The organism is Pseudodesulfovibrio piezophilus C1TLV30, from assembly GCF_000341895.1.
In the GTDB taxonomy this organism is placed as follows: Bacteria; Desulfobacterota; Desulfovibrionia; order Desulfovibrionales; family Desulfovibrionaceae; genus Pseudodesulfovibrio; species Pseudodesulfovibrio piezophilus.
The window spans coordinates 734,586-760,753 of the sequence record NC_020409.1; the positions used below are offsets into that span (position 1 = coordinate 734,586).

Sequence of the window (26,168 nt, forward strand, 5' to 3'; positions counted from 1 at the left end):
TTCATTGCATCAAATCAGCAAGTAACAACACATACCGGCTCGAGGCGTTTCTCATATCGACACTTAGCTATCGTCTGAATTGACGGTTGTCGCTTCAAGCTGCTTCAAGTATTTATCTCGACATTCATACGAACAAAAGACATGTACCTTGTCTCCCTCTTTCACCCGTATGTTACCATCTTTTTCAACATATGTACCGCAGATGGGATCTTTGATCATCTCTCCGGAAGCAGCCTTTTTCTTGACGACTTTGGCTTTGTCCATTTCTCGCTTCGCTTTATCACCCATAAAGAGCTTATAAACGAGAAACAAGGCAACACCGATGACTAAGAATTTCAACATGAAAACGCTCCGAATCTTTTATGAATCCTGCCAGATCCTGTTACCTTCGATGCGATACTCTATGTTGGCGAGTGCTTCGTCAACGGTTGTACCATCCGGGAAAACAAAGTCCGGTTCTATTTCTTTCAAGGGGATAAGGACAAACGCCCTTTTCAACGCGCGTGGATGCGGGAGTGTCAAAAAGTCACTTTGCATCACAGTGTCGCCCCAAGCTATAATGTCCATATCCAACGGTCTGGGGCCGCCTGGTTCCTGACGCTCTCTGCCCATCTGCGCCTCAATAGCGGTGCATGTGGACAAGAAACCTGATGGTGCCCATATCTCAGCGTCAATTTCGAGTTTAACGACCTGATTGGCAAACCAAGGTTGATCCTTGATCTCACCTTGAGGCTCTGTCAGATAGGTACTCGAAAATGATTTAAGTGCTATTTCATCCCCATACGTCTCAAGCAACGTCAGTGCATCGTTCAGATTTTCCTCTGTATCACCCTGATTCGACCCAAGACTGACGTAACAATTTACAGTTTCGATATTCTGGATACTGCCTCCTCAAGTAGGTCGTTGTTCACTGTCAAAGATATACGGAAATATCCTTCACCGGGAGCACCAAACCCTTGTCCAGGTGTCAAGACAACACCAGTCTGTTTCAAAACATTGGTAACGAATTCCGAGGAAGTATAGCCCTCTGGGGTATGGCACCACATATAAAACGCGGCATCAGGAACACGATGCTTGATCCCTATCTTGGTCAGAGCGGCACTCACGACATCTCGACGTTCCTTATAGATAGCACGGAATTGTTCAGCATACGGTTCGCCCTGCTTCAAAGCCGCAATACCCGCTTCCTGAACAGCTTGAAAAATACCGGAATCAACATTTTCCTTAATCTTTCCAAGCCCGGCAATAAGATCACTATTTCCAACAGCCATACCGACCCGCCACCCGGTCATATTATAGGTTTTGGATAAGGAATGAAACTCAATGCAAACATCCTTGGCCCCTTCGCATTCAAAAATGGAAAGAGGTTTGTTCTCAGAATCATAATAAATTTCAGTATAGGCGGCATCAGACACCACTATCACATTGAATTCTCGTGCTTTTTCGATAAGACGCTCATAGAATTCCTTGGTGGCGGTTGCTGCTGTCGGGTTGTTCGGATAACAGACAAAAATCATCTTGGCTTTTGCCCACATATCATCAGAAACAGCATCAAGATCTATCAGAAAGTCATTCTCTTCAAGCAGGGGCAGATATTCAGCCTGTCCACCAGCAAAACTCGTGGCTATTCCGTAAACAGGATAATTGGGAGTGGCAATCAGGGCGATATCACCCGGGTTTATATATGCCAGAGGGAAATGAGCAATTCCTTCTTTGGAACCGATGAGGCTGACGACCTCTTTTTCTGCATCAAGGTCGACATTAAAACGTTCCTTGTACCAATCGGCAACGGCTTGACGAAAACCAAGCATACCAACATAGGATGGATACTGATGGTTGACGGGTTTCTTTGCTGCCTCATGCAAGGCTTCAATAATAAAATTCGGGGTTGGAAGATCCGGGTCGCCGATGCCAAGGCTGATGATATCCATTCCCTGAGCTGCGACCTCTGCTTTGGCCTTGTCGATTGCGGCAAAAAGGTACGGAGGAAGCGTCGAAAGACGATCGGCAAGTTTGAAATCTGACATGAATTAGACTCTCCTTCACAAGTTCTATGGAGAAACTGTCATAATTGGGCACTGTGCGGCTGTCAATGCGAACCGTTGCTCTTTCCTCAACCTCTTGATAGCAATCAAGGACTCTCTTGACGAACACGATGATGACAATCCATAAAAACGGAGCACACGATTCAACCATGACTAAGGGCACCGATGTTCTCGAATCCCCCTCAGTTTCCCGCTCGCATCCATGGATAGATGCCTATCTGGAATATACACTCATTGAAAAAGGCCTCTCGGAAAACAGCCTGAGCAGTTATGCACAGGATCTGGCCTCACTTCTGACTTTCTTAGAAGAAAAATCATTTCGATTGGAAGATTTGTCGGACAACGCGCTCTTCCTCTACCTTACCTATCTTCGTTCAAAAGGTTTAAAAAGCAGGTCACTGGCACGCCACCTCTCAACTCTTCGCGGTTTTTTCAGCTTTGCCATGCAGGAAAACTGGTACAAGGATGATCCTGCTCATCTGTTGTCAAATCCAAAACTCCCAAAACGGTTGCCTGAATTCCTTACTCGTGAAGAAATATCACGTATGCTTGCTCAACCTGATACCAAAACAAAACTTGGTATGCGCGACAAAGCCATGTTGGAACTACTCTACGCGGCCGGGCTCAGAGTTTCAGAGCTGATTCAAATAAAGGCACTTGATTATGACCCACAAGTAGGCATACTGCGAATCTTTGGCAAAGGGGCCAAGGAACGGCTGGTCCCTATCCATTTTATGGCTCAGGAAGTCCTTTCCTGCTATATGGAAGTGACTCGGCCCCTTTTCAAACCAACAGCCGATTTCATATTTCTCAACAGATCCGGCAAGGGACTCACACGGCAAGGAGTGTGGAAATTGATAAAAAGATATGCGGCTCAAGCGAGCATAAAAAGAAGTATATCACCGCACACCTTCCGTCACTCTTTCGCCACGCACCTACTTGACGGAGGAGCCGATCTGAGAACTGTACAACTTCTTCTCGGTCATGCGGATATTGCCGCAACAGAAATATACACTCACATTCTTGCTGGAAAGCTCAAATCAATTCATCAAAAATTTCACCCGAGATCTGATCTATAATTTATGAACAAAGAACAAAAAGCATCTAAAATTCGAACAAAGACAGTTATTACATCACACGCCAATGCAGATTTTGATGCTTTGGCCAGTATGGTTGCCGCCAGTAAAATTTATCCTGATTCCACATTAATATTCCCTGGTAGCCAGGAAAAAAATCTTCGCAACTTCTTCATACAATCCACGACATACCTCTTCAATTTCAAGGCGTTCAAAGATATTGATCCGAGCTCTGTTGAACTCCTGGTCGTCTGTGACACAAGGCAAAAAGCCCGTATTCCTCATGTTCGCCCTCTTTTGGATAATCCAAATCTCAGAGTCCACCTCTACGATCATCATCCTGATACAGACGATGACCTTGTTGCTGAGAAAAGTATTGTCAGGGAATGGGGGTCCACAACGACAATCATAACCTCTCTGATAATGGAACAACACGGGACACTGACCAGTGAAGAAGCCACGTTGCTTGGGCTTGGTATATACGAAGACACGGGATCATTTGGCTTTAACACCACAACGCCCCATGACTTCAATGCTGCCGGGTGGTTAAAAAGCCAGGGAATGGATATTGAAGTCATCAAAGACCTCCTTTCGCACGAACTCTCTGCCCAACAAATTACGAACTTGGGAGAACTGCTCCAAAATGCAAACAATTATGACATCCATGGAATAGAGATACTCATTACGGAGATTTCAACAGACAAGTTCGTCCCGGACTTCGCGCTTCTGGTACACAAACTTATGGATATGGAAGATATCAAAGTGGTCTTTGCCCTTGGCAGGATGGGCGACCGTATTCATGTTATTGCACGATCTAAAAACCCGGATGTCAATGTCGGAAAGATTTGTTCGACAATGGGTGGCGGAGGTCACGAAGTCGCGGCTTCAGCCACGGTCAAAGACAAGACACTGGCGGAAGTGCGCGATGACCTCTTCGCTCTCCTCTATTCGCAAATTAATCCGCAAATCATCGTAAAAGGACTCATGTCCGGCCCTCCTGTGACCATTGAAGGCAACAAGACTGTCGATGATTCTGTCGAACTTATGACCCGCTATGGCCTCAAAGACCTCCCCGTCGTCGAAAAGGAGACCATGCATTGCATCGGAATTATGGGACATGCCATTGCTGACAAGGCTGCTTCACACGGCTTGGGCGGAATGCCTTTAAGCGAATATATGAGCCAAAAATTCGATACAGTGACGGCAGGAACAGACCTCTATACAGTCATGGAAATAATTCTTGGCAACCGTCAGCGAATGCTCCCGGTTTTAGAAGATAACAATATCATCGGTGTCATTACCAGAACCGACCTCATGAACATGCTTATAGAGGAACCGGCGCGCATCCCTGACTCGCTCATGCCCGACCGCCGCCGAGAGAAAAACATAGCATCAACTGTCACTAATCGACTTCCGCAAAAAATGCTCGATTTATTGAATGTCGCGGGAGAACTCGGCAATAAACTCGGGTGGGAAATTTATGCAGTGGGTGGATTTGTAAGAGATATCCTGCTCGGTCGTCCCAACCTCGACCTTGATCTGGTGGTGGAAGGAGATGGAATTTTCTTTGCAAAGGAATTGGTTAAAAAACTTGGTGGACGAGTCAAGGCGCACAACAAGTTCAAAACCGCCGTTGTCATCCTGGAAAACGGTCAGCGAGTTGATGTGGCTACGGCAAGACTGGAGTACTATGAGTATCCAGCTGCACTGCCTACAGTTGAGTTATCATCAATCAAAATGGACTTGTACCGACGTGATTTTACCGTCAATGCCCTCGCTCTCAGACTCAATCCCGATCGTTTTGGACAACTGGTCGATTTTTTTGGTGCAGAGCGCGATATTCGAAATAAAACGATACGGGTCCTCCACTCACTAAGCTTTGTTGAAGATCCGACCCGCATCCTCAGAGCGATCCGCTTCGAACGTCGATTTGACTTCCAGATTGGCGGCCAGACAATGCGACTTGTAAAGAATGCGCTCAACCTCAAACTTTTCAGCAAGCTTTCCGGCACACGCGTCATGCATGAATTACAATTGATTGTCAGTGAAGAAGACCCGCTGGCTTGCCTCAACCGGATGCAAGAACTCGGAATCATGGAGGCTATTCACCCTCTTCTCAAACTCCACAAAGAAAGAATCCAAGTCCTGATTGAGCTAGCCAAAGTGCATAACTGGTACAAACTTCTTTACCTTGAACAGTCGGTCGAGCCATGGAAACTCTACTTCCTTGGTATGACCATGGGTATAAAAAACACCCAAATCAAACAGGTTACTGACCGATTTCATTTTACCCAACGCGAAGAACGTGAATTCCTGCAACTCAGAGAAATGATCCATGAAGCCTTGATACAGCTTATGAGTTGGCGTGAAGGAAAATCCAAGCTCAGCCGTCTCTACTCAATTCTGCATCCCTTGCCTGTAGAGGGCGTCCTTTTCCTTATGGGAAAGAGCCGCAAGGAACATATACGCCGGAACATATCTCAATATCTTGCAAGACTCAGAGATATGGAAATAGAAATTACCGGCAATGATCTGCATGAATTGGGAATTGAACCGGGACCAATTTACTCGACGATACTGGAGAAAATCATGGCCGCAAAGATAGATGGCCAGGTTGAAACAAAAAAGGATGAACTTGATATGGCACAAGAATGCTATGCGCGAGAATCAGCCAAAGAAGATAAAGCCGATGAGAGTTGATGGTTTGACACTTGCCCTGAGACGACAAGCAGTGTAGAAATTTCAATCTCTTGGTGGATATACTGCTGTTGCTTTGGTTTAGTGGTGATACGATAGTATCTCTCGGATATCCTTGCTCAAGGGCGATCGAGAAATTGATCTGATATGCCGTTAACACGGTATGGCTATTGACCCGAGACTCATATTTTAATCATTTTTCTACACGGTGATTTTATGGAAGTGTTGTGGGCACCATGGCGCCTCAATTATATACTTGGACCAAAACCTGAAGAGTGCGTATTCTGTATTCCTCGGGAGACTGACGAAGATGAAGAGAGATACATTCTCGCTCGAGGTGAACACTGCTTTGTCATTATGAACAAGTTCCCTTATAATAATGGTCATCTGATGGTCACGCCTTATCGTCATACGAGCACACTCACTGAGTTGACTCTGGAAGAATCCAACGACTGCATGCTCTGGATTCGACACGCTACATCTATTTTGGAAAAGGCCTTTCATCCTCAAGGGGTAAACATGGGGTTAAACCTTGGAGAGGCCGCAGGGGCCGGCATTGCTCAACATCTGCATTTTCAGATTGTTCCTCGCTGGAATGGTGATGCCTCTTTTATGGCGGTTTTTGGAGAGACAACCGTCATACCCGAACATTTGTCTTCAACTTACAGCAGGCTCAAACCGCTGTTTGATGAAATCACATTTTAAGGAGTTTGTTTCATGCGTTTTCTCAAAGTTTTCTTCCTGCTGGCACTGTTTGTGTTTTCCATTCTTTTCTTTTCACAAAACAATGACATCCTGCTTCAGGCGTTAGTCCTGAAACTTGAAATCCCTTATGCAATGACTCTGCACTCCATCCCCCTTCCATTTGGAGTATTGATTCTTGCTGCATTTGTTGCAGGTTCTCTGTTAACGATGATTTATTTTGCAGTAGACAAAATTCGTTCCAGTGCAAAATTCAAAGAATGCAAAACTCGAATGGCCAGCCTTGAGCAGGAATTGAATTCCCTGCGGACCATGCCTATCACAGACGACCAACCGTATGGCACTCCCGACGATTCTGGGGAGAAAAAAGAGATATAGGGTCCCTGTATGATCTGGAAGTTTTTCAGTAGGAATAAATCAACTGGCACAGATGTGAACTCAAAAATTGCCCAAAGTATTGGCGGAGGTGAAACCCTCCCTGTCCAAGATACACGGGCAGCCATTGAAGAACTCAGTCAGGTCGTGAAAAACGACCCTGAAGCTGTGGAGATTTACCTCGCTCTCGGGAGCCTCTATCGCTCCCAGGGAGAGATTGAACGCGCCATCCAGATCAGAAATAGTCTCATCCTCAGGCCGGGCCTTGATCGCCAATTCAAGGCCCGCGCCCTCTTTGAGCTTGGCCGGGATTTCAGGAGAGGGGGATTTCTTGATAGAGCCGAAAAGGCTTTTGAAGAGTCGCGGAGTTGTGGTCAGGATCAAACCGCAATTCAAGTCGAGATGGCCCGTTTGGCAATAGAACGCGGAGACTTTGCGAAAGCTGCTGAATTTTATGGACAATTAGGCGAACCATTGGCACAAGCCAACAGTCTTGTGCGCCTCGCCATGGACTCTTTTGGCGAAGGAAAGGATTCGCAGGCACATCGTTCGCTACGCCATGCTATTCGGGCGTATCCTGGAGCTGTAGAAGCATGGCTTGAACAAATTACTCATGCTTATAAAAACGGGAACTCGCGGAGAATGGCCGATATCCTCCGAGAAGCGCTAGAGAAGGTCGCCCCCGAACTGCGGTTTGTCCTTTTGGAGGGGCTTCTTCAAGTCATGATTCGAGCGGAACGAGAAGTGGCAAAGTCCTCGCAAGAAGAATCTCAATGGCTGAAGACATGTTCTGACAAAGAGGTCTGTGACGTCGTTATTCCCGTTCTTGAACACCAGGAACCTGATGTCCTACTCCTTTATTATGGTGCCGCTTTCATGCTTCGAATCAAGCAATATGAAGATGCCAAGAATTGGCTGGAAAAAGCACTTGTCCTTCAATCCGATTTCTGGGTTGCCCGTTTGGAACTTTTTGAACTTTCAAAAAATGATCAGACTTTGACGCCATTCTTCAAAGACCAACTTGCCTACTTCATGGGCCACGCCCGAAATGTACGGCGTTTTTATTGTCGCCAATGCGGCTTGAAACGAGACCAGATATTTTTTAATTGCCCGCGATGCCGCAGTTGGCATTCCATCGCTTTCAGAACTGACTTCTCCCAATAAGATTATCATTTCACGTGACCAAAAGAAAACTCACTCCAATGCTCGAGCAGTACCTCCATTTCAAGGAGGAAAATCCCGGTTGCCTTCTATTTTTCCGCATGGGCGATTTTTACGAATTATTTTTTGAGGACGCGGAAACAGTTGCCAAGGCTGTCCAAATAGCTTTGACAAGTCGAAATCCCAATGATGAAAATCCCATTCCTATGTGTGGCATGCCACACCACTCTGTTGAGCCTTACCTAAGCCAACTTCTGGAGAAGGGGTATAAAATTGCAATATGCGATCAAATAGAAGACCCCAGAGAAGCCAAAGGGCTTGTCAAACGAGACGTGACCCGTGTTTTGACCCCAGGAACCGTGGTTGAGGATTCAAATCTTAAATCCAAAGAAAATAACTACCTCGGATCATTGTATTGGGATGCGTCAACGAATACCGGAGGAATTGCCTGGTTGGATTTTTCAACAGGCCAATGGTCCGGTCTTTTGAGCCGCAAAGAACCGGAACTCTGGCAATGGCTCGTCAAAATCAACCCCAGTGAGCTCCTCCTTCCTCAAGGATTCAAAATACCTCCTCAATTCACCGAATTGAGCAGTCAGGTGACTTCCGTCCCTCTCGGTGCCTATTTCGATATCTCTTCTGCGGTGACCAAGATTCAGGAGCTGCAGGGAACCGTCAACATGAAGGCACTTGATCTGGACGATAAACCGGAACTCGTCCGCGCCTGCGGTGCTTTGCTGACCTACTTGGAGCATACTCAAAAAAGCAAACTGGGACATTTGGGTGAATTTAAACCGCTCAATCTTGGTAAGCATCTCCTGTTGGATGAAATAACAGAACGAAATCTGGAAATATTTCGAAGACTGGATGGGAAAACTGGCAAAGGAACTCTTTGGAAGGTCTTGGATAAAACAAAGACCTCCATGGGTGGACGTTTGCTTGAATCCCGTCTTCGGCAGCCATGGAGAGACCGCGCTCCTATCGAAAAATCTCTCGAATGCGTGACATTTCTTTTTGAAAGAGATCACCTTCGAGCAGACCTGAGGAACGCACTTGATTCCGTCTATGACCTTGAGAGACTCTCCACTCGGGTATTTCTGGGAAGAGCAACCCCGAAAGACTTCATAGCACTGAGACAGAGCCTCCATATGCTTCCCAAGCTCCGGGATTTTCTCAGTACGGCTCTTCAAGAAGATACCGGAGAGCTTACAAAGATTCTCAAGAAATGGGACAATATGGAAGATATCGCTTCCATACTTGATGTTTCATTGGTGGATTCACCTCCTCCTAATATCACTGATGGAGGTCTCTTCAAGAAAGGGTTTGATGCCAAACTTGATGAATTGATTGAATTGACAGAACATGGGGAAGATCGTCTGAAGCGACTTCACGAGAAGGAATTAAACCAAAATGATATTCCTAAACTCAAGCTTGGATTCAATAAAATTTTTGGCTATTATTTTGAAGTTTCCAAGGCGTTCAAAGGACAAGTTCCTGAACACTTCATACGCCGTCAAACTCTGGTCAACAGCGAACGGTATATTACTCCAGAACTCAAAGAGATGGAGGACCGAATCATCTCTGCCTCGGATGACCGCAAGAGTCTGGAGTACAAGCTTTTCATTCAATTACGTGAACAACTTTCTGCTGCCCGCAGCAGATTTCTGTTTATGGCCGATGTCATTGCTTCCATTGATTTCTGGCAAGGGCTGGCTGAAACAGCCCGCGTCAATGAATGGTGCCGACCATCCCTGCATGAAGGAATGGAGATAGAAATAGAAGCTGGCCGTCACCCTGTTGTGGAAGATGCTATGGGAGCATCGAACTATATTCCAGGAGACCTCAGGATTGACCACAGTCGTCGTATCCTTTTGATTACCGGACCTAACATGGCCGGTAAATCGACAGTCCTCAGACAAGTCGCCATTCTGACTATCATGGCCCAGATTGGATCATTTGTTCCTGCAAAAAAGGCACAAATAGGTCTTGCAGATCGGGTTTTCTCCCGTGTCGGAGCGTCTGACAATCTTGCCCAAGGGCATTCCACATTCATGGTTGAAATGACGGAAACGGCACGAATACTGCGTCAGGCAACAAAACGCAGTCTGGTTATTCTCGATGAGATTGGCCGTGGGACAAGTACTTATGACGGCTTATCCTTGGCGTGGGCTGTCGTGGAAGAACTTTCGACACGGGCACGAGGTGGAATTAGAACACTTTTTGCCACTCATTACCATGAATTGACTGCACTTGAAGGCAAAATTGATGGCCTGAGAAACCTTAATATCGCTGTCAAAGAATGGAAAGGTGATATCGTCTTCCTGAGAAGGCTTGTTCCTGGCCCAGCTGACCGCAGTTACGGTATTGAAGTCGCAAAACTCGCTGGGGTTCCCAAGGGTGTCGTGGACCGTGCCCGAGAAATTCTTGCCGAATTGGAAGAAAAGTCGCATGATAGCAGAGCAAAAGGGGCTGTTGAACGCGCTTCACAAACGTTGTTACCCGGTTTTGGAGCACCCCCGATCGAAATCAGTGAAGAACTGACTGAACACCCGATAGTCACGCAGTTGACTGATCTTGATGTGGATGGGATGACACCTATTCAGGCCCTCATGCTCCTCAACCAATGGAAAGACATGATCAAGGGGTAGCCATGCGCTGGAGAATGATTGCAACCATAGTTTTCCTTTTATCAACCACACTCTTTGGGTGTGCACTCGGAAAAAAGGAATGGCCTGTTGCACAAAAAAGTGAAGACCTTTTTAAATTGACCCTGATTTCGGGAGCAAGAAGAGACAATTGCCTTCTCTTACAAGTTGCCGTCAGTGGAGCTTCACAAAGACTGTACCGCGCAAGTATCCAATACGATACAGTGGGCGGAGAACTGGGCACCTGTGAAGGATGCCCTTTCATACCACGAGATGTCGTCAACTTCACTCGTGACCAGGATGGCTTTGACATGGAAGGCGAGACGCTCTCCTTGAGCATGTGTTCCCTGGACCCCAAGATTGAATACCGTTTTCGTGTGGCCGGAAAAAGTGAACTCCCGACAAGCCCACTTGTCTACACTGACATTTTTACCACCACCCCCCAATAGAGAGAATTGTAAGGAGAGAGAACCGATGCATCATTTTGAATATCGCAATGGGAAACTATTTGCTGAGGAAGTCAATGTTTCAGAACTGGCCAAACAGTATGGCACACCTGCTTATATTTACTCAGCAGCCACTTTCAGGCGTCATTTTCAGGCGTTTGATTCAGCCTTTTCCGACTTGGACCATTTAACCTGCTTTTCAGTCAAAGCGAACTCCAACCTCTCGGTTCTCAAGATGCTTGCAGAACAGGGAGCCGGCATGGATGTGGTCTCAGGTGGTGAGTTATTCCGTGCACTCAAAGCCGGAGTAGCTGCAGACAAAATCGTCTACTCTGGAGTTGGCAAGCGAGCTGCCGAAATCAAACAGGCTCTCGAAGCTGGAATCTTAATGTTCAACGTCGAATCTATCGCTGAATTGCACAAGATCAATGATGTTGCCGAGGAAATGGGGAAAATAGCCAAAATCAGCATCCGTATTAACCCTGATGTTGATCCGCAAACCCACCCATACATTTCCACCGGAATGAAGAAGAACAAATTCGGTCTTGATATTGAGCATTCCCTCGAAGCATACAAACTGGCCGCAAAACTGAGCCACATTGAACCAATCGGTATGGATTGTCACATTGGCTCACAGTTGACCAGTATCTCCCCCTTCCTTGAAGCCCTTGAAAAACTCTTGAAGTTTTACGAAAGACTGAAAGAAATTAATATAAGCATTCAGTATTTGGATCTTGGTGGAGGGCTGGGTATTTCCTATGAAGAAGAAGAACCGCCTCACCCCTCTGAATTCGGCAAAGCCTTGGCGGAAAAACTGGCTGGTGTCCCCCTCAAGGTCATTCTGGAACCAGGCCGTGTCATAGCAGGCAATGCCGGAATCATGGTGACAGAGGTCATTTATACCAAATCAAACCCGACAAAAAACTTCCTCATTGTTGATGCTGGAATGAATGATCTGATTCGCCCCAGTCTCTATGGTTCATATCACCGCATCGGTGAAGTGGAAAAGAACGAACGAGAGACTAAGGAATATGATATTGTCGGTCCCATATGTGAATCTGGAGATTTTCTCGCACGAGAAAGAGATTTGCCCGAAGTGCATGATGGAGAACTTCTGGCTGTTTTTTCTGCAGGCGCATATGGATTCACAATGGCATCCAATTACAATAGCAGGCCGAGAGCATGTGAGTTGATTGTTGATGGGGAGACCATTCTCGTTGCCAGAAAACGTGAATCATACGAAGATTTAGTAGCAAACGAACTCTAGGATTATAGCCGAAAAAAAAAGGGGGAAAAATCCCCTTTTCGGTTTTCAAGAAATATGTCCAGATTGAATTCCTTTCATATTCCAACAAACCAATGGCCTGATTCCATTGGAGAAAAGATCATGCTTGTCGGCAATGAAGCTCGACACATGATTACTGTCCTTCGGACCGAAACTGAACAGATCGTGCGTCTTTTTGATGGCAATGGTCAGGACGGATTATTTCGTGTTATCCAAATTGCACCAAAACAGGTTATTCTGGAAGCCCTTGAATTGTCACATCATCAGACAAGTGATCTGCATGTCACTCTTGCCATCGGATGGGGAAAATCCAAACGACGAAATTATCTCTTCGAAAAGACTGTCGAACTCAGAGGGAACGGGATCGCCTTTTGGGACGCTCGTCGCAGCCAGGGGCATCCCCCAAAAAAAACGAAAGACGCATGGCGGGAGAAGTGCCTCCAAGCAGCCAAACAGTGCGGTTCCCCATTTGTTCCGACTCTTTCTACACTCCAAAATGGAATCAAAGGCCTTATTGCATATGCTGCAGACTTTGATCAATGCTATCTGGCATGGGAAGCGACCGAAGTGAACGAAAGCTTGAAACCGTCTAGCTTTATACGAGGCAAAAACCTTATCGTCATCGGTCCTGAAGGGGGCCTGGAAGACGAAGAAGCACAGAAACTCATAGAGTCTGACTTTAAGACAGTGACCTTGGGAGACTCTATTCTACGGTGGGAAACAGCGGCTCTTTATTGCTTGAGCATAGCCTCCTTGGCGAGACAGGATTCGAAATGAAATTGGAAATAGAAGGCGCACAACCCCTTGCTGACAGGATTCGTCCGGAATCACTCGAAGACTTTTTTGGACAAGGGCACATCCGCAATAGGGTGGAAGCATTTACCCAGTCTAAAAGGATGCCCAGCTTACTTTTGTTCGGCCCTCCCGGTTGCGGAAAATCAACCCTGGCCATGCTGTTGGCCAAACTCACCGGCAAAAAAAGCCTTCGGGTCAGTGCGCCGGAAGCTGGACTGACCGCATTGAGAAAAAAACTCCCTGGGTATGACATCCTCATTCTTGATGAACTGCACCGTTTTTCCAAGGCGCAACAGGACTTCTTTCTTCCCATCCTTGAGTCTGGAAAAATAACTCTTCTGGCAACGACAACAGAGAACCCCTCTTTCAGTGTCACCAGACAATTGCTTTCACGACTTCATGTTTTACGTCTTCGCACGCTGAATCGGGAAGAACTTACACAAGTTGCCAAACGAGGGACTGCAGAACTCGATATTGAACTGGAAGAAGAAAGCTATAAACTGCTCACAGCCATGGCAGGGGGTGATGCACGAACTCTCCTGAATCTCATTGAATATACTGCGGAATTGCCCGAGGAAAAGCGGCGGGTGGATATTCTGAGAGACTCCTTACCTGAAAAGGTTGTTCGGGGAGACAGAGATGGAGATTCTCATTATGAACTGGCCTCGGCGTTGATAAAATCAATTCGTGGCAGTGACCCTGATGCGGCTCTCTATTATTTGGCTTGCCTGCTGGAAAGTGGTGAAGATCCACGCTTTGTTACCCGGAGGCTGATTATATCTGCATCAGAAGATATTGGTCTTGGAGACCCACAAGCACTCTCTCAGGCAATGGCATGCCATCAAGCTGTGGAAACTGTCGGAATGCCAGAAGGTTTTATCCCAATGGCCCAAACGACTGTCTATCTCGCCTTAGCCCCAAAAAGCAATTCCACCTACGCAGCGTACCGTTCTGCCCAAAAGGAAGTGAGGGAGAATGGTCCAAAGCCGGTTCCCTTGCATCTCAGAAACGCAACGTCATCATTACAGCGGGAATGGGGATATGGTCGGGGATACTTGTATCCGCATAATTTCCCCAAGTCCTGGGCTGATCAGGACTATCTTCCTAATGAATTGCTTGGAAGAAAATTTTACCACCCCAAAGACCAAGGTGACGAATCCCGTTTAGTTTCCTGGCTCAGACATTTCAAGAGAAACCTATAGCTCATTTTCGCCAAACCCCAAAGGCGTGCCCCTCGTCTGTCCTTTTACTGCGAATATTGTTTTTTCCATTCATCCAGAAAAAGAATCGCAGTGTCCAACTCTGAAAGCTTCCCCTGTTGCCGTCTGATAGCCCATACCAAATCATCAAAAGAGACATCTTCCGGTAACCCTAACCGTACAAGCAACGCAGATATTTCTCCGGAAAGTTCAGGGGGCAAATCAATAAGGCTCGAATGAACAGCCTTTTGGCGAGGCCAGCCTTCTATTTTTTCTGCTGTAAATTCCAATAAGGATTGCATCCGTTTTTGATACGTATGATCTGCCAATACACGCTTCCTGGCTTTTTCAGCCAATGCAATTCGTTCTTCAGGGTGCACGAGATAATGGTCTATCAAATCGGTCAAATCATCCATTGAGCTGAATGTAATCAGTTCTTCTTTCGTAAAAGCTTCCGACAAAAGGCGACGCTCATCAACAAGCTGAAATGCCCCGCACGCTGCCAGTTCAAAGGTCCTTGGATTGACAAAATCGCCCAATGTCACCAATTCTTCTGCCTGAATGCTCGAATGAAGGTTCAGATTGATTTTGGAAGCATTGAAGATTTTGACACAGTCTACCGATGAAACTCGTGCCCCTTGAAGCTGAACAAGAGGTTCAAGAACATGGTCTCCTTCCCACTCTGTTCCCCATAACTTGAAATTGTACTGAACCAGCTCCCGGAAAGCTACACGCCTGTTGGGATAGCCTGCTCCCATGAAAGAAATATCGGAACCAAACTTTCTCTTATCAACTGGATTGAGAGTGAGCGGTTGATGAAAGTCAGGCTGTGCAGCAAGGGGTAAATACAGTGCATTCGGTTGCCCGATCTTTTCCAACTCCTGAAGAAAAGGCTCTTTTTGGATCACGGCAAATATATCATACATCGGGGCAAAGGATTTCCAATACGTAAATAAACGAAAATCCTCGACAAACCACATAGCTGTGGTCACCCCATCCTTCCTCAATCTTTTTAAGGCTTGATGATTGAGTGGGGCTTGAGCCATAGCCAAGACAAGATCCGGTTCAAATGTCTCGACCTTGGCCAAAACAGCTTGGCTGACGACATTCAAAAAAGAATTTTGCAAATAGCTTAATTTATTTGCAGTGATCTTCAACCCCGCCAACGAATTATAGGCATCGAGGAACTCCGGGGCTTCAAAAACTTCAACCAAATGCCCATCATTACTCAGAGCCGAAGTGATATACCGCCCAATAGGCAGTGACCCACCATAAAGGGGAAGAACAACAAGAATCCTTAAATTTTTCATATCATATCCCGAATAATTTCTTTGGCCCTTCACTCATCATCCAATCCTTTTCACTGTAGAGGCGCAACGCAAGTGTCGTATCCGTATCTGAGGCCCCCTCTCCCTCACCAGTGAGATACTGTTGAAGAAAATGACGAAACTGTGTTCGCTTTTCGCTCTCTTTATCCTGTCCGGCAAAAGGAACATAAATCTGGCCCAACTCATCAAAATCCGACCTGAATGCAATCATGTTTTCCGGTGCGTGAGCTTCTTTTTCGGTGACCATGAACCTTTTGAATTCAGAAGAGAAAAAACACTCAAGACAACGGGTTTCGTATGGACAGGGCTGGCTTTCCAGGCACGGCAGGCAGTTTGTTGTCGCTTGATAAACAATATGGCCCTTTCCATAGGGACCAGTTTCAAAACACCATGCCGAAGAAAGGAAAAAAGCTTTCACGGGTGTTCCAAGATGGGCCGCGAGATGCATGGTTCCAGTATCCGGCGTTACAAGGCAGTCAAGCCCTGCCACTCTCTCCACGAGATCGGAGTAGCTGGTCTTTCCGGCCAGATTGAAGGACTTCTGTTGCAAATCTCGAGGTAAAAGCTTGAGAAGCTGTTTTGCTGCACCATACTCCTGAGAACCACCCAGGAGTTGAATACTGTCATAGCTTGAACTAACGACGAGTGTCTGGATGATTGCCGCCAGGACCGGAACAGGAAGGGAACGACGAGATTCGCGGCCTGCCAAAACCACTCCCAGCCCTCCTCCCCGAGGCTCTGCTGTTGGATTGACATCCTCCGGAGCGACCTTGTGACGCAGATATCCAGCCCAAAAATCCACAAGATTCAATCCCAATCGCCTTGTCTCCGACCAACGCATGCCCATTGACGGCCAGACTCCGATAATTTCCTGACCGTTTTTCCACGAATAGCCATGAACAATATCGGGATCAAACAAGGCGGCGAGCCGAAAGTTGAGTCCTGAAAAATTCAAATTGAAAACAGCCTCGAACGGTATCGATTTGAGTTTCTCAAAAGCCCGCCTGTTCGTGAGAAACACGGAATGGAAACGAGACTGATCCTTATGACCTGTTCCATGGGCAGCAACCGGGTGCAAAATGACATTCGGATAGATCAATCGGGCCAAAGCCTCCAGAGAGGAGTCGAGACACAGATGCACCTGCTTCTTTTGCGCACATAGCGATACAATCAATCGCTTTGTCTGAAGCAGATCTCCGAATCGGGCAAGTTGTATAATAAGTATCTGTTCCATAAGTATTTGGTGTCTTCATTCAGTTTAGTACAGCAACTAAGAAGGATAAAGCAAGAACCGAGTAATTCATGTTTTACATGCGTGCTGGCATTGGTTATCAAAGCGCATGCGTTATTATCCAGTTTTCGTTCATCTTGAGAATAAGGATTGCCTCGTCGTCGGAGCAGGAGATGTTGGTAAACGGAAAATCAAGTCACTTCTTGAAGCCCGCGCGCGAACAATTCTGGTAATCGATACCCACCCGGCAGATGATGAATTAGCCTCAATGGTTTCTCAAAAGCATGTCATCTTTGAATGTCGTGCTTTTCAAGCTTCCGATGTTGAGTCAAAATTTCTTGTCATCGCAAGTACTTCCAATAAAGCCCTCAACCAGGAAATTTGTGAACTCTGCGAAAGACGCAATACGCTTTGCAATAGTGTGGATCAACCCGAGTTGGGCAGTTTCACCGTACCTGCTACTGTCAAACGCGGCGATTTGACTTTGGCAATTTCCACATCTGGGCAAAGCCCGGCCATGACAAGACAACTTCGCAGAGATCTCGCGAATCAATTTGGTGATGAATACGCCCGTTTCCTGACTTTTATGGGACGGTTACGCCCTCTTCTCCTTGCTCTTGGAATGGAAACAAAAAACAACACGAAGGTCTTCAGGGAAATGGTCGGATCACCACTTCTTAAAGCAATGAAAGAACATAATCTTGACGCCGCTCGCGAAATACTTAAAAAATTGCTACCTTCGTCTTTGCACACCAACATACCGGAGCTTCTTGATGAGCTTGTTTGAGATACTAAAAATTGTAATCATACTCTTATACGGATTAGGGACGATCCTTTTCCTGACCGGTGTTGCAACCAATAACAACCGGCTGAAAAAAATGGCGGTCTGGTTTGCTGTCATCGGCTTTACGACCAACACCCTAGATCTGGCATTTGTCCTGGCTCGCGAACCGGCAGCCCTCTATGCCGGGAAATTCTATTTCAATATTCTTGCATGGTGTGTACTGGCACTTTATTTCTTCTTGTGGTGGAGGCTCAAGCTCGAATTCCTCGCGATTACCGCGCTGCCCTTATCTCTTCTGCTTTTTATTGCCTCAATGGCGCTCGGCGGCATTCATGTAGCGATGCCCAGCCAAATGACGGCTCTTTTTTTTGGTCTCCATATAGGCTCATTGATTCTGACACTAGGCGTTTTGATGATGGCCTTTGGAGCTGCAATTGCTTTTCTGTATTATAATCGAAAATTAAAGACCAAAGCAGGCCTCTCCAGTATCGGCAAGGACGTTCCCTCTCTTGATAAATTTGATAAAGTAAACAATTGGGCTGTATCCTTGGGCTTCCCGCTCTTTACTCTTGGCCTGTTCTCCACATACTCATGGTATTGGATCTCTCCCGACAAGATTTTCCGTTGGGACATCATGAAAATAGGCTCCCTCGCAGTCTGGTTCCTATTTGCCTTTCTTTACCACCAACGCAAAGTTCTCGGATGGCGAGGGCGTAAACCGGCCATTTTGGCCATATGGATTTTCATTGGAATGGGCATCTCACTTATCCATCATACAATTACTTTCAGGGCCATGCCATGAATAGAAAAATCATTCTTATAGGGCTCAACCATAAAACGGCCAATGTGAATATCCGAGAAAAATTTGCTTTGACTGATACCGAGCATTTCGAGAAGGGCTTAGCCGCACATTGCCCTATCCATGAGTGTATGTGCCTCTCCACCTGCAACCGGGTGGAGATAATAGCAACCGCCAAGCATGCTTCGGAACAGGACGTTCTCAACTCAATTATCGAATATTGGGCGAGCACATGCCATGGTTCAGTAGCTGATTTGGTTGAGAACACGTACCAATACACGGATCTTGAGGCTGTCGAGCACATCTTTACCGTTGCATGTAGCTTGGATTCCATGGTTATGGGTGAACCTCAAATCCTTGGCCAACTCAAGGATGCCTACCGTAAAGCCGTTGATGAGGGGACAGCCAGAACCATTATCAACCGTCTTCTTCATAAATCCTTTTCTGTGGCCAAAAGAGTACGGACAGAGACGGCAATAGCATCAAGCGCTGTCTCCATCAGCTTTGCGGCAGTCGAACTGGCGAAAAAGATATTCGGTAACCTCAGTGGGACGCGAGCAATGCTCATCGGCGCTGGCGAGATGGCAGAACTTGCAGCGACCCACCTGCTCCAAAATGGAGTACAGGATATCATCATAGCCAATCGGACTCTTTCCAGAGCAAAGGAATTAGCACGTTCCATGGGGGGAGAACCCATCCAGATTGAAAACATGGCTGATCGGCTCCATGAAGTTGATATTGTCATCAGCTCGACGGGATCACCTGTCGCCGTGGTTCAGGCAAAAGCGGTAAAAAAAGTTCTCAGGAAGCGCAAAAACAAGCCGATGTTCTTTATTGATATTGCTGTGCCACGAGATATAGACCCTGATGTGAACCAGTTGGACAACACCTATCTCTACGATATTGATGACCTCAAGGAAGTTGTAGAAGATAATATGGCCCAGCGTCACGAAGAGGCTGCAAAAGCCCGAGCTGTCGTCACAGCAGAGACTGCAACATTTAAGAACTGGCTCAACTCTCTGGAGATTCAACCGACCATTGTCGACCTTGTTGATAAAAATGAAGAAATCGCATTGAGAGAACTCGCGAAAACATTAAAAAAGATCGGTCCGGTTGATCAAAAGACACGGAACTCTCTCGAAACGCTTGTTCTCTCCGTCAGCCGAAAATGTCTTCATGAACCTCTGTGCTTTTTAAAAAGACGAACTCAGGAAGAAGGGTCTGCCGAGAGGTTCATTGATTTGGCCAGACGAATGTTCAATCTCGACGAGGAGGTTGTTCCCCCCGATGCCCATTTGGATAGAAAAAATACAACCTGCGCTCCAGAAGACATCGACAGGTTTATAGATGCATCAAAAAACAAGGAACAATAATGCGTATATACCTTATTGAAGATATAGCTGATACCGATATTGAAAAGGCTCGCACAGCTTTTGATGAACTGGAATTACGGGGAGGATTGGATGGCATATATTATCTCCCTTTACCTGATGAACTTCTGCAACAGGAACAAGAGACACATGCGAATGAATGTGGACCATATTTCATGGCCCTTGAATTCCTGACAGACCGGGGAGTCAATCAGTTGCGCCTTGAACTTCTGGTCCGGGCCAAAAATAAAATGCGTTGCTCTTGTGTCTCCTATGCGACATCTGACCAGCGTAAACACATGATCGAGTATCTCGACCAATTTCTTGATGAACTCGAAATTTCGATATAATGCAATCGCAGTTCCTTGACCTCCCTACTTCACTTCAGGAAATTCCCCCTCAATGGGCGCATTTCTGTCTTAACGTAGACAACTTCATCGCTCATGAACTCAAGCTTTCAATAGACAATAAAACAAGCATTGTCGGATTTTCAGGTGGAGTTGACTCAACCGCTCTTATCCTCACTTTGCAGTTTCTGGCAAAAAGAAGAGGAGGCAGGATTGTTGCTGCCCATATGAACCACAATCTTCGCAAAGAAGCTCAGGAGGATTCTCAATGGTGCGAAGCTTTCTGTAAGAAGCTTGGAATTGAGTGTTTCACCCGTTCAGAAGATATTCGAAATAGCGCCAAGATCAATGGAATCGGCATCGAAGAAGCGGGAAGAGACGCCAGGTATAAATTTTTCCAAGATATCATGAGGCTGGTCAAAGGGGATTTTGTCATGTTGGGCCATCACCTCGATGATCTTTGCGAAGATGTTCTCATGCGACTGACTCGTGGAACTGCATGGCCCGGACTTGCTGGGATGTCTGGATTTGATCCACACAGAACACTGGTCAGGCCTTTTTTACTCACCCCAAAATCAGAATTGAAATCTTTTTTACAGGATTTGAAGGTTGGTTGGAGAGAAGATGCCTCCAACCAAGATGATGAATGGACTCGAAATAGGGTTCGCACAACTCTCCTCCCTCTTTTTCTCAAAGAAAATCCTAAGTTCCGAGAATCCATAGCCCGCATGTGGAAAATCGGCCGAATAGATTCAGATTATTGGAACCAAATGACGTCGAGCCCAGACCAAGAACTGTCACAAAAAGTCCTTCTTTCTTCTCATAAAGCACTTCGTCTTCGATTGTTTAAAGCGGCCCTTGACAATTTAGGCGAAGGACAGGCCCTAGCGAAAACCCTGTTCAAACTCGATCAAGCGTGGTGCGACAAAAAGAACGGGGCTGTATTTCAATTCCCAGGAAATAAAGTCGCGACGATCACTGCATCGGGTGTGGTTTTCTCCCACAAACATTGACTTCCTCCATACAGCGGTATAATAGCATGTGATCTTTTGCACAATGTCTCTTAGATATTGTCATATCGCGCTTTATTATCATCAGGAGGAGTTTTGTATGAATATTCTGATTTTCGGCCCCAATGGCTCCGGTAAAGGCACCCAGGGAACCCTGGCTAAAGATAAGTACGGTCTGGATCATATCGAATCCGGGGCTATTTTCCGCAAACATATCGGCGGCGGCACCGAACTCGGCATGAAAGCCAAGGAATTTATCAACAAGGGCGAGCTTGTTCCTGATGATATCACGATCCCAATGGTTCTCGATGTCTTGGCCAGCTCCACCAACGGATGGCTGCTTGACGGCTTTCCCCGCTCTCTGGTTCAGGGAGAAAAATTGTGGGAAGCTTTGCAAAAAGATGGTGTCAAACTTGATTACGTGATTGAGATCAAACTGCCGCGTGACATTGCCAAAGGCCGTATCATGGGGCGTCGCCTCTGTGAAAACAACCCCAACCACCCGAACAATGTTGGCATTCCGGTCATCGCACCTGAAGGCGACAAATGCCGTGTGTGTGGCGGCTCTCTCTCTGCTCGTGATGATGATCAGGATGAGGGTGCAATTGATGTCCGTCATAATATCTACTATGATGAAGAAACCGGAACCATGGCAGCTTGTAACTTTTACAAGAACATGAAAGATGGTGGCTTCAAGTACATTGAACTAGACGGCGAGCAATCCATTGATGCAATCAAGGAATACTTGATGGCACAGCTCGTCTAGTCTTCTACAAATAGACGTCTTAAGCCTCCCAGATTCCATCCGGGAGGCTTTTTTTCTTCAAAACACACAATGCCCCTACAGTAGCCTTCCTATAAAAACTGTTTACTCTATGTCTCGAATCAAAACTCTTGGCTTTCTCTACGCCCTTATTGCCGTCAGCATCTGGTCTGGAAACTTCATCATTGCCAGCGGGATGGTAAACACGCTTCCTCCCATTACACTTGCAGCACTCAGGTGGTGCACAGCTACCATAGTCCTGATCCCCTTTGCAGTGAAAGCCATTCGCCGGGACCAAAAAGCCCTTCTTGCCTACAAATGGTCAACCCTTACTGCGGCGATAACCGGAGTCACTCTTTTTAACACACTCGTTTACATAAGTGCACGGACTACAGACACAGCCAATATGGCTCTCTTTGCTTCGACAACACCTATTTTTGTCGTGATTCTCTCAAGAATCTTTCTTGGTGAAGCAATCAGTTATTTACGAGCCTTTGGTTTGGCCATTGCAGTGGCAGGCATGCTAATCATCGCCACACACGGTAATATAGACACCCTGTTACACATGACTTTTCGCGTTGGAGATATATGGATGCTCCTAGCAGGTCTGCTCTGGGCCATATATTCCATACTAGTCAAACGGAAGCCGTCTGATATTAGCCAATATTCTTTTCTTGGAGCGCTCTTTTTCATCGGAGCAATACCACTTATCCCGGCGGCCTTTGTTGAACAGTGCTACTCGCCGAATTGGGCTATGACTCCATCAATTTTGGGAGCGACCGTCTATATAGGTATAGGAGCATCTTTAGTGGCTTTTTTTCTATGGAACCAAGCTGTCACCCACATAGGCCCGGGAACATCATCCCTCTTTCAATATTTCATGCCGATTTTCAGTAGTATTGGGGCTTTTTTCCTTCTAGATCAACCGATTACGCATTCGCATGTAGTCGGATTCGTCCTCATATTTACAGGGGTCATCTTAGCGACACGTTCAAAATAGAGAGCATCAAGAATTGCCAAACACACCCTCTCTAGCGTATTTGTCTGCTATGAAATACCTCATTTTTGCCCTTATTCTTTTTCTTAGCACCACAGTTTCCCTGATAATACTCTCTCAACGCAAACCAAACTCCTTGGGCATAACAAACGGCAAACTCTCTCAATGCCCAAACAAAGACAATTGCGTCTCATCAGAAGCTGACATTGCAAAATATGCCATAGCTCCACTCCATGCGACCGGAAGCGTTGCACGAGAAATGGCACATTTGACCAAAACAATTGGTTTGATGGACGGCAGTAGGATTATCACGGTTGAAGGCAACTACCTTCATGCAGAATTTTCAACGCCTTTATTGCATTTTGTAGACGACCTTGAATGCTTCTATGAACAAGACAAAGGTATAATCAATGTCAGATCGGCTTCCAGAGTGGGATACTCCGACTTGGGTGCAAATCGAAAGCGTCTTGAAAAGCTCCGAACACTTTTCAACTCTTCACATGATTCAGAACAATAGACATCAAGCAAATGGGACCATTTTTTGCGGGAAGCGGTTATGCCGCTTCCCGTTTCATCACTCAGAACTACTTTGAAATCGCTTCATTAGGACAGGTTTCAATGGCTTCATCGACACAATCTGCCGTTGAATCTTCAGCTATAACGAGAGCCTTTTCTCCGTCCGCGTCCATCTCAAAAACATCTGGACAAATTTCCACACACGATTCACAGCCAATACATTCATCCGGGTCAATAACAATACCCATTTTTACACCTCCTGAATTGTTTTGACTTGTCTTTTTTCCAAGTCATTTTGACTTATTCATACATCTTGAAACATTTTTGACGCAACTCTTTTTTCCTCTCGACACTATAATCGCCAATTCAGTCATCTCCAAAATTCATCCCTCTATTCCAGGAAACAATCATTTGTCACTTTCTCTCTTGCTTCTCAAAAGCCTTTTTCAACCGTACTCAGTTTACTTCCCTTGACCACAAGCTCTCATCTCGTGTCACTCTCACTTTAAAGAAAACCATCCCACTGCGACTGCTCATCTGTGAAGTGGCGCCTTGGGCCTTCCCCCCGAAGAGACGATCGGTAAAAAAAATCAAAACGCTCACCACATAATGGTTTGGAATCATAAATAGCTTTGATTTTTTTGCATCACCCCAAAAGGAGAAAGGCTGATGAATATACTTACAATGGACACTTGAGAGAGTCGGGAGGAAGCGGTAGGCTCTATAAAATGACTCGCTGATTGCATAATGGAAACAGTTCCCAATTGTAACCCTTGGATTTAATTTCTTCGTTTTGATACATCATCGACTCTCTCATGCACATGCCCCGATCTCGCGCAAACATGAAGCCTCTTTCATAAACAGGAATTATCCAGCAATCTTCTGATTAACCAATACCAATTCCCAACAATACCGTCTCTCAGAGACTCTTTTTGCCCATTTATTGAACAGACTGTTTCCAATAATGCAAAAGAGGACATAAAATCAGCCATGATTTCATCAATCATTGTACGCTCTTCATACTGTCAAGACTCTCACAAATTCAAACGAATGTTTAATCTTAAAACCATGTAATATATCATAAAATTCATATTTCAAAGAATTTGCAAGAATGGACAAGAAGCGCTATTTAATTCAGCTTCCAAACGTCATCTCAGGAGAAAAATTCCGTGAGCATAAAAGATCATAAAATACTTATAGCCAACAGAGGCGAAATAGCCGTCAGAATAATGGAAGCCTGCGCCGAATTAGGACTGGCCTTTGTTGCTCTATACACTCAAGAAGACAAAGATTCCGGTCATATCGATGTGGCCCGAAAACTCGGCGGAGAAAAATCTCTCTACAAAATCCAGAATTATCTTGATGCAGGTGATATTCTCTCCGTTGCTGACGAATCCGGTGCAACTGCCATCCATCCGGGCTATGGGTTTTTCTCGGAAAACTATCGTTTTGCGCGACGAGTAACCGAACGGGACCGATCCATGATCTTTATTGGCCCCTCCTGGGATGTTATTCGAGATCTTGGAGACAAAATCAACACTAAACGACTTGCACGTAAACTGGGTGTCCCCACAGTTCCCGGTTCAGACCGCGCCATCTATGATGAGCTGGAAGCCGAATCAATCGCGGAAAGTCTCTTTGAATTTCAAGTCAAAATGGGCATCAAGAGGCCAGTTGTTCTCGTCAAGGCTTCGGCTGGCGGAGGAGGAATGGGAATCGATGAATGTGAAGATATGGCTCGTTTTCGCCAAACCTATCGCCGCATTCGAAACTATTCACTCCGCACATTTAACGATGAAGGTGTCCTCATTGAACAGCGTGTCTTTAACTTCAACCACTTGGAAGTGCAGATAGCATCCGACCGCACGGGGACCAATCCTGTTCACTTCGGAACTCGTAACTGCTCAGTTCAAAGCCCCGGCCTCCAGAAACGCATTGAGGTCGCCCCTGGATTCAGCCCCCAAGACATCCACTATACGTTTGATGCACAAAAGCTCATGGATGATATAACAGGGTATTCCCTGTCCATTGCCAAAGAGATCAAATATGACAACGTCGGGACATGGGAATGGATTGTAACACCCAACGGTGAGCCTTTTCTCATGGAAGTTAATACCCGAATCCAAGTTGAAAATGGTGTCTCGGCTGATATTGCCTCTGTCAAAGGAGATAAGAATGTCAACCTTATCAGGGAACAGATTCGAATTGGGCTTGGCGAAGAACTGGGATATACACAAAAAGATGTCACTTTTGGCGGTGTCAGTATTGAGTATCGCATCATCGCTGAAGACACTGAAAATGGTTTTTCTCCCTGGGTAGGCAAAATAGAAAAAGTCGCTTGGACAAAACAGGACTGGCTTTCTGTGCATACCCATGTGCCACTGGACAGACCGTATCAAATTCCAACCGAATATGATCCCAACCTCGCTCTCGCCATTATTTGGGGAAAAGATATCACAGAAGCCAAACAACGAGGGCTTGACTTCCTTCAAGACCTAGCTCTCACTGGTGTTGATACAAGTGGTGGTACCATGAAAGCAAATATCCCATTCCTCATGCAAAAGACCGAAAACCTTCTTGAATTTTAAAGAAGCACC

General features: G+C 46.0%; 26 protein-coding genes. 19 read left to right on the forward strand and 7 right to left on the reverse strand.

What is annotated here, in order from left to right; all coding sequences use genetic code 11:
• Positions 1-63 precede the first annotated feature (63 nt).
• The 3 genes from BN4_RS03590 to BN4_RS03600 are packed head-to-tail and all read right to left on the reverse strand — an operon-like array spanning position 64 to position 2,027.
• Positions 64-342 carry a TRASH domain-containing protein gene (locus tag BN4_RS03590; protein WP_015413991.1) on the reverse strand — a complete coding sequence of 93 codons (279 nt, stop codon included), beginning with the start codon at positions 340-342 and terminating at the stop codon, positions 64-66.
• Between the two features lie 18 nt (positions 343-360).
• Positions 361-882, reverse strand: a complete 522-nt coding sequence (gene folK / locus BN4_RS03595) for a 2-amino-4-hydroxy-6-hydroxymethyldihydropteridine diphosphokinase (protein ID WP_322785976.1) — start codon at positions 880-882, stop codon at positions 361-363.
• Positions 861-2,027 carry an LL-diaminopimelate aminotransferase gene (locus BN4_RS03600; RefSeq protein ID WP_015413993.1) on the reverse strand — a complete coding sequence of 389 codons (1,167 nt, stop codon included), beginning with the start codon at positions 2,025-2,027 and terminating at the stop codon, positions 861-863. The genes folK and BN4_RS03600 overlap by 22 nt, the downstream gene beginning before the upstream one ends.
• A 167-nt stretch (positions 2,028-2,194) precedes the next feature.
• Here BN4_RS03600 and xerD point away from each other — a divergent pair, with 167 nt between their 5' ends.
• The 10 genes from xerD to BN4_RS03650 all read left to right on the forward strand — a co-directional run bounded on the left by xerD (position 2,195) and on the right by BN4_RS03650 (position 14,429).
• Entirely contained in the window at positions 2,195-3,124 is a 930-nt protein-coding gene (gene xerD, locus BN4_RS03605) for a site-specific tyrosine recombinase XerD (RefSeq protein WP_015413994.1), read from the forward strand.
• Between the two features lie 3 nt (positions 3,125-3,127).
• Entirely contained in the window at positions 3,128-5,821 is a 2,694-nt protein-coding gene (locus BN4_RS03610; RefSeq protein WP_015413995.1) for a CBS domain-containing protein, read from the forward strand.
• Between the two features lie 213 nt (positions 5,822-6,034).
• Positions 6,035-6,523 (forward strand): HIT family protein, encoded by a 489-nt coding sequence (locus tag BN4_RS03615; protein ID WP_015413996.1) that lies wholly within the window; start codon positions 6,035-6,037, stop codon positions 6,521-6,523.
• 12 nt (positions 6,524-6,535) lie between these two features.
• The gene (locus tag BN4_RS03620) at positions 6,536-6,898 is read left to right on the forward strand and encodes a LapA family protein (RefSeq protein ID WP_015413997.1); all 363 of its coding nucleotides are present in this window, start codon (positions 6,536-6,538) and stop codon (positions 6,896-6,898) included.
• A 9-nt stretch (positions 6,899-6,907) separates the two neighbouring features.
• The gene (locus BN4_RS03625; protein ID WP_015413998.1) at positions 6,908-8,059 is read left to right on the forward strand and encodes a tetratricopeptide repeat protein; all 1,152 of its coding nucleotides are present in this window, start codon (positions 6,908-6,910) and stop codon (positions 8,057-8,059) included.
• A 38-nt stretch (positions 8,060-8,097) separates the two neighbouring features.
• Positions 8,098-10,704, forward strand: a complete 2,607-nt coding sequence (gene mutS / locus BN4_RS03630) for a DNA mismatch repair protein MutS (RefSeq protein ID WP_015413999.1) — start codon at positions 8,098-8,100, stop codon at positions 10,702-10,704.
• A 2-nt stretch (positions 10,705-10,706) separates the two neighbouring features.
• Positions 10,707-11,150 carry a hypothetical protein gene (locus BN4_RS03635; protein ID WP_041720121.1) on the forward strand — a complete coding sequence of 148 codons (444 nt, stop codon included), beginning with the start codon at positions 10,707-10,709 and terminating at the stop codon, positions 11,148-11,150.
• Between the two features lie 25 nt (positions 11,151-11,175).
• On the forward strand, positions 11,176-12,414 hold the full coding sequence (gene lysA, locus BN4_RS03640) for a diaminopimelate decarboxylase (RefSeq protein ID WP_015414001.1): 1,239 nt from the start codon (positions 11,176-11,178) through the stop codon (positions 12,412-12,414).
• Positions 12,415-12,534: 120 nt separating this feature from the next.
• Complete coding sequence (locus BN4_RS03645; RefSeq protein WP_015414002.1) at positions 12,535-13,209, forward strand: RsmE family RNA methyltransferase; 675 nt, start codon at positions 12,535-12,537, stop codon at positions 13,207-13,209.
• On the forward strand, positions 13,206-14,429 hold the full coding sequence (locus BN4_RS03650; RefSeq protein WP_041720123.1) for a replication-associated recombination protein A: 1,224 nt from the start codon (positions 13,206-13,208) through the stop codon (positions 14,427-14,429). The genes BN4_RS03645 and BN4_RS03650 overlap by 4 nt, the downstream gene beginning before the upstream one ends.
• Positions 14,430-14,473: 44 nt before the next feature.
• Here BN4_RS03650 and BN4_RS03655 read toward each other — a convergent pair whose 3' ends face one another.
• Positions 14,474-15,736, reverse strand: a complete 1,263-nt coding sequence (locus BN4_RS03655) for a CgeB family protein (RefSeq protein ID WP_015414004.1) — start codon at positions 15,734-15,736, stop codon at positions 14,474-14,476.
• 1 nt (position 15,737) lies between these two features.
• A complete protein-coding gene (locus BN4_RS03660; protein WP_015414005.1) occupies positions 15,738-16,988 on the reverse strand; it encodes a glycosyltransferase family 9 protein in 1,251 nt (416 codons plus the stop codon).
• A gap of 106 nt (positions 16,989-17,094) precedes the next feature.
• Here BN4_RS03660 and BN4_RS03665 point away from each other — a divergent pair, with 106 nt between their 5' ends.
• The 8 genes from BN4_RS03665 to BN4_RS18295 all read left to right on the forward strand — a co-directional run bounded on the left by BN4_RS03665 (position 17,095) and on the right by BN4_RS18295 (position 23,572).
• A complete protein-coding gene (locus BN4_RS03665; RefSeq protein ID WP_015414006.1) occupies positions 17,095-17,772 on the forward strand; it encodes a precorrin-2 dehydrogenase/sirohydrochlorin ferrochelatase family protein in 678 nt (225 codons plus the stop codon).
• Positions 17,759-18,571 (forward strand): cytochrome c biogenesis protein CcsA, encoded by an 813-nt coding sequence (ccsA, locus tag BN4_RS03670; protein WP_015414007.1) that lies wholly within the window; start codon positions 17,759-17,761, stop codon positions 18,569-18,571. Before BN4_RS03665 ends, ccsA begins: the two co-directional genes overlap by 14 nt.
• Positions 18,568-19,941, forward strand: coding sequence for a glutamyl-tRNA reductase (hemA, locus tag BN4_RS03675; RefSeq protein ID WP_015414008.1), 1,374 nt, complete (start codon positions 18,568-18,570; stop codon positions 19,939-19,941). Before ccsA ends, hemA begins: the two co-directional genes overlap by 4 nt.
• Positions 19,941-20,288, forward strand: a complete 348-nt coding sequence (locus BN4_RS03680) for a hypothetical protein (protein ID WP_015414009.1) — start codon at positions 19,941-19,943, stop codon at positions 20,286-20,288. Before hemA ends, BN4_RS03680 begins: the two co-directional genes overlap by 1 nt.
• Positions 20,288-21,298: a tRNA lysidine(34) synthetase TilS gene (tilS, locus tag BN4_RS03685; protein WP_015414010.1), complete on the forward strand. Its 1,011-nt coding sequence runs from the start codon at positions 20,288-20,290 to the stop codon at positions 21,296-21,298. The genes BN4_RS03680 and tilS overlap by 1 nt, the downstream gene beginning before the upstream one ends.
• 97 nt (positions 21,299-21,395) lie before the next feature.
• Positions 21,396-22,061, forward strand: coding sequence for an adenylate kinase (locus BN4_RS03690; RefSeq protein WP_015414011.1), 666 nt, complete (start codon positions 21,396-21,398; stop codon positions 22,059-22,061).
• Positions 22,062-22,170: 109 nt separating this feature from the next.
• The gene (locus tag BN4_RS03695; protein ID WP_015414012.1) at positions 22,171-23,058 is read left to right on the forward strand and encodes a DMT family transporter; all 888 of its coding nucleotides are present in this window, start codon (positions 22,171-22,173) and stop codon (positions 23,056-23,058) included.
• A 49-nt stretch (positions 23,059-23,107) separates the two neighbouring features.
• Positions 23,108-23,572: a DUF1499 domain-containing protein gene (locus BN4_RS18295; RefSeq protein WP_015414013.1), complete on the forward strand. Its 465-nt coding sequence runs from the start codon at positions 23,108-23,110 to the stop codon at positions 23,570-23,572.
• Between the two features lie 67 nt (positions 23,573-23,639).
• Here the strand turns inward: BN4_RS18295 and BN4_RS03705 are convergent, their stop codons facing one another.
• The gene (locus BN4_RS03705; protein WP_015414014.1) at positions 23,640-23,819 is read right to left on the reverse strand and encodes a ferredoxin; all 180 of its coding nucleotides are present in this window, start codon (positions 23,817-23,819) and stop codon (positions 23,640-23,642) included.
• Between the two features lie 606 nt (positions 23,820-24,425).
• Positions 24,426-24,578, reverse strand: coding sequence for a hypothetical protein (locus BN4_RS17625; RefSeq protein WP_157871254.1), 153 nt, complete (start codon positions 24,576-24,578; stop codon positions 24,426-24,428).
• A 162-nt stretch (positions 24,579-24,740) separates the two neighbouring features.
• On the opposite strand from BN4_RS17625, the gene BN4_RS03710 reads away from it, so the two are divergent.
• Positions 24,741-26,159: a biotin carboxylase N-terminal domain-containing protein gene (locus tag BN4_RS03710; protein WP_015414015.1), complete on the forward strand. Its 1,419-nt coding sequence runs from the start codon at positions 24,741-24,743 to the stop codon at positions 26,157-26,159.
• Positions 26,160-26,168 lie beyond the last annotated feature (9 nt).